Source organism: Psychroserpens sp. BH13MA-6 (genome assembly GCF_052983595.1).
The window spans coordinates 37,913-51,198 of the sequence record NZ_JBRJGE010000003.1 but is presented as its reverse complement, the minus strand read 5'-3'; the positions used below and the strand labels follow the sequence as shown (position 1 = coordinate 51,198).

Sequence of the window (13,286 nt, the reverse complement as noted above, 5' to 3'; positions counted from 1 at the left end):
TTTGTAGGACATAAAATGAGATATGAAAACGGTTTATTTTGATAATGCGGCGACCACGCAAATTCGTGATGAGGTAATTGATCACATGAATGATGTGATGAAATCAAATTTTGGAAATCCTTCATCTACACACAGTTATGGAAGACAATCTAAATCTTTAATTGAATCATCAAGAAAACGTATAGCCTCTTATTTTAACGTGTCAGCCTCTGAGATAGTATTTACCTCAGGTGGCACTGAAGCTGATAATCTCATATTGATGAGTGCTGTAAGAGACTTAGGTGTTCAGGAAATCATCACAAGTAGAATCGAGCATCATGCTATCCTACATACCATTTCACAATTGGAAAAACAGTTTGGCATCAATGTCCAATTTTTAAATGTGAATTCTAAAGGAGAAATAGACCTAGCTCAGTTGGAGGTATTGCTTCAATCGCCTAAAAAACAGATGGTATCTTTAATGCATATCAATAATGAAATAGGGAACAAGCTCGATCTAAAATTGGTGGGTGAATTATGTAAATCTCATCATGCACTCTTTCAGAGTGACACGGTACAATCGATAGGTCACTATAAACTTGACTTGCAAGAAATTCCAGTAGATTTTATAGCAGCAAGTGCTCATAAGTTTCACGGTCCTAAAGGTGTTGGATTTGCTGTGATTAGAAAGAACAGCGGATTACGACCTATCATTTTTGGAGGCGAACAGGAGCGCGGTTTACGCGCAGGTACCGAATCTATTCATAATATTGCCGGCTTAGACAAGGCTTTGGAACTGTCTTATGCAAACTTGGAGCAGGAGCGTGACTACATTTCAGAATTGAAGTCTTACTTCATTAAATGTTTAAAATCAGAAATACCAGATATAGCATTTAACGGCTGGTCTGAAGACCTTGAAAAGAGCGCCTACACCATTGTAAATCTGCGTCTACCAATTACAGAAGACAAGGCATCTTTACTACAGTTTCAATTGGATTTAAAAGGTGTTGCTTGCTCTAAGGGTAGTGCTTGTCAAAGTGGAAGTTCTCAAAAATCACATGTGCTAGCCGAAATTTTGGATTCACAGCAATTGGAATGTCCCTCCATACGCTTTTCTTTTAGTAAGTACAATACCAAAGAAGAGATAGATTACGTGATTGATGTGTTTAAATCATTTTTGAGCTAGTGACTTAGATTTCCATAATATGTTTCTCTAAATTGTCGTCAGAGGATAATTGTAGTTTTTTTCGCAGTCGATATCTTGCCTTTTTGACGCCTTCTAATGAAATATTTAAAAGAGATGCAATAGCGTTAGAATCGTATTTCATTTTTAAAAGCGCAATCATGCGAATATCATTTTTAGTAATATTGGGATATTTTTCGGTCGTACGCTTATAAAAATCAGGATTCATTTCGATAAACTGATTTGTAAATTGATCCCAGTTATCATTAATTTGTTTGTCTATATGGAGCTTATTAATGAGCTCATTAACTTTGTCGCTATGGTTGTCTTTTTTTAATGCTTTAAGATGGTCTCGCGTTTCCATAAGCATTTCATTTTTTTGTGCTATATGTAAGGCTTTTGATGCAAGCTCACGTTTGTGGTAAGCAATTTTTTGATTGAGATTTTCATTCTCCAAATCCTTTAATTTTGAGATAGCTTCTTGTTTCGTAGCTCTTAATCTAAACTTGTTTATTAGCGCATATCCTATGGCTCCAAGCAAAAACAAGGAGATAATTAAGGCGATATTCCTATTATTGGCCGCTTTATTTTTGGAGTTCAAGAGTTCATTTTCTTGTTGCTGTATTTTGATAAGGTTTTCTCTCTTTTCAGATTCATAAAATTTTTCTAATGCTGCGATTTCCTTTATTTTCTCTTGACCTAAGACACTATCCTTTAATTGAATGTAGGCTAAGAATGCTTCGTGACTTTGTTGAAATTTATTGACGTCATAACTCGATTTTGCAAGGGTTAAAAGGCTACCTAATTTTGAATCATTATCACCTATACTTTTTGCGACGGAATCCGACTTTAAGGCATAGTTGTATGCCGTATCGTTTGAGCCTTTCATCTTGTATGCATCCACAAGAAAATTGTATAAATTAACATTGAGGCTACTGTCATCAATGGATTTATTGATGTCTAGCGATGTTTTTAAATGATCGATGGCCTCATCATAACGACCTTGTTGAATATTCAAATGACCATAATGTTGATAAACATAGGCATTGGCCAATTGGTGCTTATCGATGACAATTTCATGGGCCATTGGTAGGTACTTTATAACACTATCCGTTTCCTTTAAATCTAAATACGATGAACACATGTCGATTAATGCGACAGCGTAGTTGATGTCTTTGCCTTTGTTTTTATAGATGTCAGCAGCTTTTTTTGTACTAGCGACTGAACGTAATTGATCTTGCATATTGGAATAGACCATGGCTAAATCCAAATTCACCATGGCGATGCCCATAGAATCCTTTATAGATGTATAATTTTTTTCGGATTCCAATAGGAAATTCAAAGCATTTTTATACTCCGTTAAGTTGATATATGCGGCTCCAATAAAAGATTGTGCATGGGCTATTTGCTTTAAGTCTCCACATTTCTCAGAAATCCTAAGTGATTTTTTTGCAAGATCCAGTGTTTCGGGATGATCCTGAAACAACGCATAGCGCGTTAAGTTGAATTGACTAATGGCTAATTTACAATTATCGCCAGAAGCCTTAATTCTTTCAAATCCTTTTTCATGAATCTGTAATGACACACTATCCCAATGTCCCATATCTAATCGGAGATTAGCAAATCGGTGATACAAATCTCCAGCGATCGTGTCATTATCTATTTTAGCTATTGAATATGTAATCGTATCAAAAATACCAAGATCAACATTTGGTTTGGGACTAGACTTGAGGTTCTCGTATAAACTATCTAATGCTGTTGCATCGTACAGTTTTGGTGTTTGCGCAAATATGGCAGTCGATGCAATGATAGACTGTATGAGTGTAAAAATGAATAGACGAACCATAATTTAAAGAATTGAAAGTCATAAAAATACACTTTTTGAAATAACTTAATCCAATGAATGTCAGGCGTCTGGGATAAGGACTTTAAGAGGCGATAATTTTATGATGCTATTTAAAACCGTGTGGATAAGCGAACATTGAAAACTCTTGGTGTCAAAAAGTTTGGAATTGCAAATTGACGTTTACTATAAACATCGCGTACCCAAGTATTAGTAATCGTGTTCTGCGCATTGAACATATTGAAAATTTCTACACCTATAGAAAACTCCTTGAGTTTTTGCTTCCAAGCGGAGGTATAAGTTTTGTTAGGATCGACTAGGACATAAGAAATTCCTAAATCTGCACGCCTGTAATCTCGTAATCTCGTTTGGAAATCATAAGGATCAGCATAACTAGGTGAGCCACCAGGAACACCCGTATTATATACTAAATTCAAATACATCTTTAGATCTGGAATGTTAGGGACGTAGTCTTGAAACAGGATTCCAAATTTAAGTCTTTGATCTGTTGGTCTGGCAATAAATCCGCGGTCATCAATATTTTCTTCAGTTTTTAAATAACCAAAGCTAAACCAACTCTCTGTGCCAGGTACAAACTCACCGTTTAATCGTAAATCAAGACCATAAGCATAGGCTTTTGCATTATTCTTAGCTCTATATCTAATCCTGACATTTTCTAGTGTGTAAGGATTCACGTCGCTTAAATGTTTATAATATGCTTCGGAAACCAATTTAAATGGTCGATCCCAGATATTAAAACTGTACTCATTACCTAAGACCAAATGAAGCGATTTTTGTGCTTTTACATTCGGTTGAACCGTTCCGGAGGAGTCTCTTAACTCGCGATAAAAAGGCGGTTGGTAATAAACACCACCTGCAATTCTAAATAACATGTCTTTCTCCCAATCCGGTTTGATAGCAAATTGTGCTCTCGGACTAAAGACGGTTTGTGTAGAGGAGGAGACACCATCTTCATTAGGTATGGCGCTATTCACGTTCCAATTATGTATTCTCACACCAGCATTGTAAAATACGTCATTGTTACCTAAAGTCGTTCGCTTGCTCCATTGTGCATAGGCTTGAAGTCTATCAATTTTGACTGAATTCGTGGCTCTAATATTTTCAAAAGCTACCAGTGGCCCTTCGAAAGGTTCATAGGGTTGATTGTTGGGAATGTCAAAAATAGGAGGTCTCACTGAAAATCCAGCACTATCAATCACTTCCCATTCTATGAGTCGGTCTCGAATATCTTCATGGGTGTATTTTACACTCCACTCCAAGGTACTTTCTTCATCAATGTTATAATCTCCTTTGTGCTCTATATTTACGATAACCGCATCGAGGTCATTTCTGGCATGCGTTAATTGCGAACCAATGCCTTCGGAAAACTCAACTTCTCCAAGATTTTCGTCTCCAATACTACTATTGACTTCACCTAAGCGATATTGAGCGAGTATATCGAAGTATTCTTCTTCCGTGGTATGATATCCTGAAGTGATGAGTTTTAATGTAAGGTTATCATTGACAAAGTAGTTGGCTTTAAACGCACCGAAAGTCGTAAAGTATTGATCTTTTTCTTGACCTTCATAAAATACAAGAAGTGCCACGGGTTCATCAAGAGTTCCAAAATTGGTTTGTCTATTTTTAGGTCTGAAGGTATAGTTATTCAATGAGATATTTCCGAGAAAATTTAGATGAAATTTGTCAGAAAAACGATAGGTGAGATAGGTTTGTGCATCTGCGAACACCGGACGGACATTGGTCTCAGTTTCAAGAGAATTAATAAATAAACTATTGTCACGGTAACGCAAACCAACAATTCCAGAAAACTTAGAGTCTTTGCTGACGGTTTCTGCTGCTAGGCTTCCTCCTAAAAGGCTAGCTTCTGCACGCATGCCAAATTTTATAGGATTTCTATAAGTGATATCGAGAACCGACGACAGTTTGTCGCCATATTTTGCCTGAAAACCTCCTGCGGAAAAATCGACGTTTTGAACAAGATCCGTATTCACGAAGCTCAAACCTTCTTGCTGACCAGAACGGATTAAAAATGGACGATAGACTTCTATTTCGTTGACGTATACCAAGTTTTCGTCAAAATTTCCACCACGTACAGAATACTGCGTGCTCAATTCGTTGGAAATATTAACGCCAGGTAAGGTTTTTAAGATATTCTCAACACCAGGTTGTGCTCCTTTGATGGTTCGCAATACTTCTGGTGTAATGGTGGTAACACCATCAACAGATTGTTTGGTGTTGGTATTAATCACGACAAGTCCAATTTGCTGCACATCAATTTTCATAACAGGATGAAATTCTAGTACTTGACCATTCTTTAAATTGAAAGTTTGTTCTACAGATTTATGCGACACGTGCGTAAAAACTAAGGTGATGTTTTGATCTGAAGGCACTTTTATTTCATAAAAACCATTTATATTACTAGTGGTTCCAGTCGTTTCAGCTTTGATGTTGACACCAGAAATAGGGACGTTATTGTCATCGAGAATGACGCCTTTGATGGTAGCAGTTTGTGATATTCCTAAGAACGAAAAACCTAGAAAGGCAATGAATAGTAAGATCTTTAGCTTCAAAAGGGTTGTTTTTATTTTCTAAAAAATGTTGCTTCAAATGTAGTACTATTTCCAACATTATCGGTAACAATTATTTTAAGATTGTTTTCGGTTTCCGAATTTACTCCATCACTAAAGTCGTAGGTCAAGGTGTCTTTTTTATAATCATACTCCATCAAAATCCATTTTCCGTTAATGGTGGCTCTGTAATTACTAATACCGGAAAGATCATCGTCAATTTTAACTTTGAGGTAATCTAATTTGCTAATCCATTTACCATCTTGGAAATTTAAGGGTTCAATTGTAGGATTTATAGTATCGCTAGCTAAAGCGAAGGTACCGAGATATTTTGTCCTTGCTGATAGTGTGTTTCCAAACCGTTTCGTACTAATATAACTCGGACGCTGATAATAACCGTATAACTTGGCAATAAATAGTTTTTCCTTGTCTTCATCATCATAATTACTGATGTCGTATTTTATCGTGTAACTTTTTAACAGTGGGACAATATCCTTATGTAGGGTCAAGGTATCATTACTTACATTGAAATCAATGTGAAAGTCATCATAGAAGGTTTGCTTCGGAAAATAGACGGAAATATGATCCTTCTGTAGTTCATTAACTTGGTTGGCTTGTATAAAGTGGTTAGGCAATAATTCAGGGGCTTCCAGTTTTTCTTTTACAGGAGTACCTTTAATAGGAATAGATAACCAAGATTCATTTCCTTTAAAGTCTCGAAGTCTAACTTTATAGACTGTGCTGGTGCTATCTTCAACTTTGATGTAGCCATTCGCATCCACATCTTTGAGCATGCTTAAAACATTCCCTGATTCCACAAATAGCTTTTGAATTCTTGATTTTTCTTTTTTGTAGATCTCATAATCGATATAGCGATTAATGTGTTTGGATTCGTCAAAACTAAAACGCTTAAAATCCATTTCAAAACTCTTATTGCCATTATAAAACGTTTGGATATTGTTCAAGCCATTTTTGTTATAGGCAAAATCCAACTGATCATAACTCACAATTCCAAAGCCGATATCACCAAGCGCTTCTATAGGCGCCGTTTTATAGTCACCATTACTTTGAGGGATTAATCGTAATTCTACGCGTTTTTTTTCGTGCTCTACATGCGATTTACGGTTTTTCGGATAAGCATAAACACCTGTCAGCGTAGGTCTTTTCGTGTCCTTAATATCTAATCCAAAGAGCATCGGATTAATTGGACGTTCTTCATTATCTCTAATTTCGAAATGTAGATGCGGTCCACCTGAACTTCCAGAATTACCAGAAAAAGCTACCAGTTCATTTGAGGAGATAGGTAATTCATTAGGTGATGGAAACATTTCTACTTCGTAGCTTTCCTTCTGATATTGACAAGCTTTAATATAGCGTTCAATTTTTGGAGAAAACTTGCTTAAATGCGCATACACACTAACATATCCATTGGGATGTGTAATATAAAGTGCCTTGCCATAACCAAAATGAGATACCTTAATACGACTCACATAGCCTTCAGCAGCGGCAATCACATCTAAACCAGTGCGTTGCTGCGTCTTAATATCCAAACCAGAATGGAAGTGATTCGATCGTAATTCAGCGAAACTTCCTGAAAGCACTAGCGGAATATCCAAAGGACTTCTAAAATAATCTTGTGGATAAGGCGATTGAGCAAAGCATAAAGAAGAAAAGCAAAAAAACAATAGCAGTTTAGGACTCATAATTTAGCGTTCGTATGTTATAACGTAAAAATATTTAAATTTATTGAATATAGAAAATATTCTACACGGTAATTATTTATTATTCGGACGGAAATATCAGAAAAAAAGTAGAAATAACGAATAAATACACGTTAAAAATCTGGTTTGTTTTTCAGGTAAAATGTTAGGAATAAGGCACTATAGCTAAGTTGAACGTGGAAATTTTAAAATTAATATAAAAACAATTGCTAATTTTCGTTCAGTATGTTAACTTTGTTACATCAGTATTGAATTTTGTAAATGAGTAAAATTGAAGATGTTGTAAATTCTCTCGAGAATAAAATTAGCAAAGTTTTACACAAGTTAGAGGTGTTAAAGCAAACCAATGCTAAGATTTCAGAACAATTAGAGATGCAACAACAGAAAAATATTCAACAACAGGAAGAAATAAGTACTTGGGTTGAAAAATATGAATCACTCAAAATTGCAAATTCATTACTTGGCAGTGACGAGAATAACAGAGAAACCAAGCTCAAAATAAACACATTAATCAGAGATATTGATCATTGTATTGCCCAATTATCTGAATAGTGTAAAATAAAATGAATGGCAGAACAGCTTAAAATAAAGCTATCTATAGCGAACAGAGTATATCCTTTAACGATTGCGCCAAGTCAAGAGGAAGGACTACGAAAAGCAGCTAAGAAAATTGAAGCCATGATTGGTCAGTTTGAGCAAAACTATTCCGTAAGGGATAAGCAAGATGTCTTAGCCATGTGTGCTTTGCAATTTGCGTCTCAAGTGGAACAGAAAAAAATAGATAAAGCCAGTGTGAGCGAAGAAGTAGAGGACAAGCTAAATGCTTTAAATGACTTGCTTCATGAACACTTAAGTGCATAACGTTCTTTTAAATAAACATAGGTTACTGCCTACATTAGTTATTATTTTTTGATAAACTCAACGTTAATTCTTTAAAAAGGGTGAGTTTAAGCTGTAAAATCGGGCTGCCTTTGAGCAGATTTTTGATCAGTTTGTTAGCCCTAAACTTGTTTTTAAGGAGTTTATACAGAATCCAAAACTGATGTAGGCTTTTTTTATACATAAAAACTAACTAAACATGGAAACGAACACAATTTTAATGATTGTAGGAGGCGTGGTACTTGGTGTAGTACTCGGATATATAATTGCAAAAACACTTGAAAAAAATAATGCGTCAAAACTAATTAAGGATGCGAAGAGCGAAGCTAATTCAATATTGAAAGAGGCTAAGAGTGAGGGTGAATCCATTAAAAAGGATAAAATATTACAAGCAAAAGAAAAATTTATTGAATTAAAGGCGGAACACGAAAAAGTCATTTTATCTAGAGATAAAAAAATGGCAGAAGCTGAAAAGCGCACTAGAGACAAAGAGTCACAGGTGTCAAGCGAACTTTCTAAAACTAAGAAAGCCAATCAATCTTTAGAAGCTAAAATAAAGGATTATGACTTCAGGCTTGAGTTTCTTGAAAAGAAAAAAGAGGAGCTAGAAAAAGCACATAAAAGCCAGATTAAACAATTAGAAGTGATCTCTGGATTATCGGCAGAAGATGCTAAGGAACAATTAGTGGAGTCGCTTAAAGGCGAAGCAAAGACTGATGCCATGAGCTATATCCAAGACACCTTGGAAGAAGCAAAACTGACAGCGCAACAGGAAGCTAAAAAAGTGATTATCAATACCATTCAACGGATAGGCACGGAAGAGGCTATTGATAACTGTGTTTCTGTTTTTAATATTGAATCTGATGATGTTAAAGGACGAATTATTGGACGTGAAGGTCGAAATATCCGAGCGATTGAAGCAGCTACAGGTGTTGAGATCATTGTTGATGATACGCCAGAAGCCATTATCCTATCTTGCTTCGATTCTGTTCGTCGAGAAATTGCGCGCTTATCACTTCACAAATTAGTGACCGACGGACGAATACATCCAGCGCGTATAGAAGAAGTGGTTAGAAAAACTCAGAAGCAAATTGAACAAGAAATTGTCGAGGTCGGTAAACGTACGGTTATCGATTTAGGAATTCATGGGTTGCACCCAGAACTCATTAAATTAGTTGGACGTATGAAGTATCGTTCGTCATATGGGCAGAATCTACTGCAACACTCGCGTGAAGTTGCTAAACTTTGTGGTGTCATGGCAGCAGAATTAGGATTGAACCCTAAGCTAGCGAAACGTGCAGGTCTTTTACATGATATTGGTAAAGTACCTTCTTCAGAAGCCGATATGGAAACACCACATGCTATTTTGGGGATGCAATGGGCAGAGAAGCACGGTGAAAAACCAGAAGTTTGTAATGCGATTGGTGCGCACCACGATGAAATTGAGATGACGACCTTATTATCACCGATTGTACAGGTTTGTGATGCTATTTCAGGAGCGCGACCAGGAGCGCGACGACAAGTTTTAGATTCCTACATCCAACGTTTGAAAGATTTAGAGGATGTGGCTTTCGGATTTAATGGTGTCAATAAAGCTTATGCCATTCAAGCAGGACGTGAATTGCGGGTCATGGTTGAAAGTGAAAAGGTTTCTGATGAACAAGCTGCAAACTTATCATTTGAAATTTCACAGAAAATACAAACAGACATGACCTATCCAGGTCAGGTGAAAGTTACCGTGATCCGAGAAACAAGGGCCGTTAATATTGCTAAATAAATTGTGTCAATACGCCTTAAATGAAAAGCACTCTCATAAGAGTGCTTTTTTATTATTAAAGGATAATGTAAATGTACTACCTTCATCTAGTGTACGCTCCACAAAAATTTATTATTTTCTTGGATGGTAGGTCAGTAGGGCTTCTTTCAGGTGTGAGCGGTCAACATGCATATAGATTTCAGTGGTTGTAATGCTTTCGTGTCCTAACATTAACTGAATGGCTCTGAGGTCTGCACCATTCTCTAAGAGATGTGTCGCAAATGAATGTCTAAAGGTGTGCGGAGAAATGACTTTATTGAGGTTAATGGCTTTGGCGAGATCTTTAATAATGGTAAAAATCATGGCCCTCGTTAATTTTTTACCTCTGTTATTTAGAAACAAGGTGTCTTTATCTTCGGGTTGCACAGACATATGTTGTCTAATACCTTTCCAAATATTAATATATGTTTGTGTGGTTTCTCCGATGGGAACAAAGCGCTGTTTATCGCCTTTACCTGTTACTTTTATGAATCCTTCTTCAAAAAATAAATCAGACAATGTAAGGTTAATCAGTTCGCTAACACGTAAACCACAACTGTAAAGTGTTTCTAAAATCGCTCTATTGCGTTCACCGATACATACGTTGTTATAAGTTTTGGAGAGGTCAATAGCTCGTATTAAGGCATCAATTTCATCAATGGATAAGGTATCCGGAAGTTTCTGACCAAGTTTAGGCGATTCAATGAGGTCTAAAGGATTGGTTTGTCTGTAATCTTCAAACACTAGATAACTAAAAAAACTTCGCAATCCCGAAATTAAACGCGATTGCGATCTCGGATTGATTTGTTTGGAAGCTTCATATATAAAAGACTGAATCGTTTCATGATCTATGTCGATGGGTGAAGCCTTATCCTCTTTATCTTCTAAAAAGTGGATTAGTTTTTCAACATCCATGCGGTAATTACTAATAGAATTAGCGCTCAAACCTCTTTCAATTTTAAGATAATGTACGTAATCAGTCAGTGCATATTGCCACTTCATAGGGTTGTTTTACTATTTAATAGAAGAATTTCTTGTGTAAAAATACTATAAAAACCTGGCTTTTAAGTTAATAATACATACGCCATTTGCCGTATTTTAAAGGAAAAATGTTAATAATGTCTGAATTTAAGAGACTGTAAATCAAGAGTCTATTAAAAAATGTTTATAAAATTGTTAATAACATGCTTAAAAATGTTTATAATCTAAAAAAAAAGTATTTAGTTTGTACTAATCAATTTTAAAACTTTTAATTATGAAAAAATTAATGTTATTAGCTGCTGTTGCAGTTTTTGGATTAACGAATGTAACTGCTCAAGAAACCACTTTTGGAGCTAAAGCTGGTGTTGATTTAGCATCTAGTAAAGTTGAAGTAGAAGGTATCAGTGCTACAGGTTCTGAAACAGGTTTCTATGTCGGTGTTTTTGCACAAATCGGACTTTCTGATGAGTTTGCATTCCAACCAGAAGTTATGTACGTTTCAGTTACAGATGCTAGTGAAATTCACATTCCATTAATGGCAAACTATTCTGTTTCTGAAGAGTTTAGCATTTTAGCTGGTCCAGCATTAGGTATCTTAACAGATTCTGCTGAAGGTTTTAGTTCTTTTAACTATGGTATTGAAGCAGGTGCTTCTTACGATATTTCAGAACAATTCTTAGTTGAAGCTAGATATAGTCTAGGTTTAGCTAATTTAGTTGAAGATGCTCCTGATGGTGTTTCTGCTAAATTAAGCGGTTTTTATATTGGTGTTGGATATAAATTCTAATCACACCTAAGAAGTTAATAAAAAAAGGGAGACTGTTTCAGTCTCCCTTTTTTTAATGATCATTGTTAAAGTTTTAAAACAGCTCCCTTTTATTTGTTTAATAATAACCGAACATCTATCTTTCCTTATAGTAAAGTCAATCAAATTATTACATCTAATATCTTATGAAAAATAACATATCACTTGTATTTACAATCTTTATGGGACTATTAATAGGACATTCTCAAGAAGCTACTGATAATAGTTCTGAAATGACTTTTGGAGCTAAAGCCGGATTCTCATCAACTGTGTTACGAATTAATGTAGATAATATCACCGTATCTGAAGATGTCTCTGGATTTTACGTTGGTGTTTTTGGTGATTTGTCAATTTCCGAAGCCTTCGGAATTCATTCCGAATTATTATATGGAAGTTATAGTCAGGATGGCGAGAGTACAGATATACTCTTCTTACCAATTTTAGCTCAATTTCATGTGAATGATCGTTTTCACCTGATGGCTGGCCCTCAGTTTGATTATTTATTAGATGCGGAAGCCTCAGAAGGTCTAAAACGATTAGGAATCGGAATTGGCTTAGGTGCAGCCTTCGATATCACTGAGCAACTTATACTGGATGCACGTTATTCATTTGGACTTATTAATCGTTTGAATGGAGATATTGCGGAGTTAAATGACACGAATGTTCAAGCCAAGTTTAATTATTTGTTTATTGGTCTGGGTTACCGCTTCTAACAAGCACATATGTGAATGATAACTTCCTAGCGATCACTTTTTAAAATCCGACGTTTTTAGGGTTGCAACTCGTTGAAATACATATTTTTATCGATGAAATGCATTAATTAATGCGTTTTTTCTTGTTTGTTAAGTTTCCAACATCTATATTTGCCGACCAATTAAATGGAAAACCAAATTTTTAAAACTTAATTATTATGAAAAAATTATTACTTATGGCTGCAATTGCAGTATTCGGATTTACAAATGTAAATGCACAAGATGAGAACACAACTGGTGGGTTTGCAGAAGGAGATGTTTACGTTTCTGGAACTGTTGGATTTAACAGTGCATCACAAGATGAAGTAAAAGAAAACAACTTAACGTTTTCACCTGCAGTAGGATACTTTATTTCTGATAACATTGCATTAGAATTCAATTTATTATTTGGATCACAAAAACAAGAAGTAGGAGATGCAGAAGATAAGCAATCACAATTTGGTGCTGGTGTAGGTGCAACTTACTTTTTCACGCCATCTAATCAATTTTCTTTTACTTTAGGAGCAGGAGTTGCTTACGTAAGTTCTAAAGAAGAGTTCGAAGGAATTGATGAGGAGTTAAAAACTAATAGTTTTGGAATTGCTGTTTCACCAGGTGTTAACTATTTCGTTTCTGATTGTTTATCTTTAAGAGCGTCAATTGGAGCATTGTCTTACACAAGTTCAAAAGCTGATTTTGAAGGAGCTGAAGCATTAAACACTTTTGGATTGAACTTAGATTTATCAGATATCAACTTTGGAGTGACTTACAAATTCTAATG

The 13,286-nt window shown here is 35.6% G+C and carries 11 protein-coding genes and 1 other RNA gene; 8 read left to right on the top strand and 4 right to left on the bottom strand.

Features of this window, described 5'->3' with window-relative positions; genetic code table 11:
- Positions 1–22 precede the first annotated feature (22 nt).
- Complete coding sequence (locus tag ACU8DI_RS07280) at positions 23–1,165, top strand: cysteine desulfurase family protein (protein WP_447112108.1); 1,143 nt, start codon at positions 23–25, stop codon at positions 1,163–1,165.
- A gap of 4 nt (positions 1,166–1,169) precedes the next feature.
- On the opposite strand, the gene ACU8DI_RS07275 is transcribed toward ACU8DI_RS07280, so the two are convergent.
- The 3 genes from ACU8DI_RS07275 to ACU8DI_RS07265 form a co-directional block, all read right to left on the bottom strand.
- The gene (locus tag ACU8DI_RS07275; RefSeq protein WP_447112107.1) at positions 1,170–3,008 is read right to left on the bottom strand and encodes a tetratricopeptide repeat protein; all 1,839 of its coding nucleotides are present in this window, start codon (positions 3,006–3,008) and stop codon (positions 1,170–1,172) included.
- A 110-nt stretch (positions 3,009–3,118) separates the two neighbouring features.
- Complete coding sequence (locus tag ACU8DI_RS07270) at positions 3,119–5,596, bottom strand: TonB-dependent receptor (RefSeq protein ID WP_447112106.1); 2,478 nt, start codon at positions 5,594–5,596, stop codon at positions 3,119–3,121.
- Positions 5,597–5,607: 11 nt separating this feature from the next.
- The gene (locus ACU8DI_RS07265) at positions 5,608–7,296 is read right to left on the bottom strand and encodes a peptidoglycan DD-metalloendopeptidase family protein (protein WP_447112105.1); all 1,689 of its coding nucleotides are present in this window, start codon (positions 7,294–7,296) and stop codon (positions 5,608–5,610) included.
- A 279-nt stretch (positions 7,297–7,575) separates the two neighbouring features.
- On the opposite strand from ACU8DI_RS07265, the gene ACU8DI_RS07260 reads away from it, so the two are divergent.
- From ACU8DI_RS07260 to rny, 4 genes are all read left to right on the top strand, one after another.
- Positions 7,576–7,866 carry a hypothetical protein gene (locus ACU8DI_RS07260; RefSeq protein ID WP_447112104.1) on the top strand — a complete coding sequence of 97 codons (291 nt, stop codon included), beginning with the start codon at positions 7,576–7,578 and terminating at the stop codon, positions 7,864–7,866.
- Positions 7,867–7,881: 15 nt separating this feature from the next.
- Positions 7,882–8,175, top strand: a complete 294-nt coding sequence (locus ACU8DI_RS07255) for a cell division protein ZapA (protein ID WP_447112103.1) — start codon at positions 7,882–7,884, stop codon at positions 8,173–8,175.
- Between the two features lie 55 nt (positions 8,176–8,230).
- A non-coding RNA gene (gene ssrS / locus ACU8DI_RS07250) (6S RNA) lies at positions 8,231–8,338 on the top strand.
- Positions 8,339–8,392: 54 nt separating this feature from the next.
- Positions 8,393–9,970, top strand: a complete 1,578-nt coding sequence (gene rny, locus ACU8DI_RS07245; protein ID WP_447112102.1) for a ribonuclease Y — start codon at positions 8,393–8,395, stop codon at positions 9,968–9,970.
- 111 nt (positions 9,971–10,081) lie between these two features.
- On the opposite strand, the gene xerA is transcribed toward rny, so the two are convergent.
- Complete coding sequence (gene xerA, locus ACU8DI_RS07240; RefSeq protein ID WP_447112101.1) at positions 10,082–10,990, bottom strand: site-specific tyrosine recombinase/integron integrase; 909 nt, start codon at positions 10,988–10,990, stop codon at positions 10,082–10,084.
- Between the two features lie 253 nt (positions 10,991–11,243).
- Here xerA and ACU8DI_RS07235 point away from each other — a divergent pair, with 253 nt between their 5' ends.
- The 3 genes from ACU8DI_RS07235 (at position 11,244) to ACU8DI_RS07225 (ending at position 13,284) form a co-directional block, all read left to right on the top strand.
- On the top strand, positions 11,244–11,756 hold the full coding sequence (locus tag ACU8DI_RS07235) for a porin family protein (RefSeq protein WP_447112100.1): 513 nt from the start codon (positions 11,244–11,246) through the stop codon (positions 11,754–11,756).
- Positions 11,757–11,920: 164 nt separating this feature from the next.
- The gene (locus ACU8DI_RS07230) at positions 11,921–12,487 is read left to right on the top strand and encodes a porin family protein (RefSeq protein ID WP_447112099.1); all 567 of its coding nucleotides are present in this window, start codon (positions 11,921–11,923) and stop codon (positions 12,485–12,487) included.
- 197 nt (positions 12,488–12,684) lie between these two features.
- Positions 12,685–13,284 (top strand): OmpW family outer membrane protein, encoded by a 600-nt coding sequence (locus ACU8DI_RS07225; RefSeq protein WP_447112098.1) that lies wholly within the window; start codon positions 12,685–12,687, stop codon positions 13,282–13,284.
- Positions 13,285–13,286: the final 2 nt, after the last annotated feature.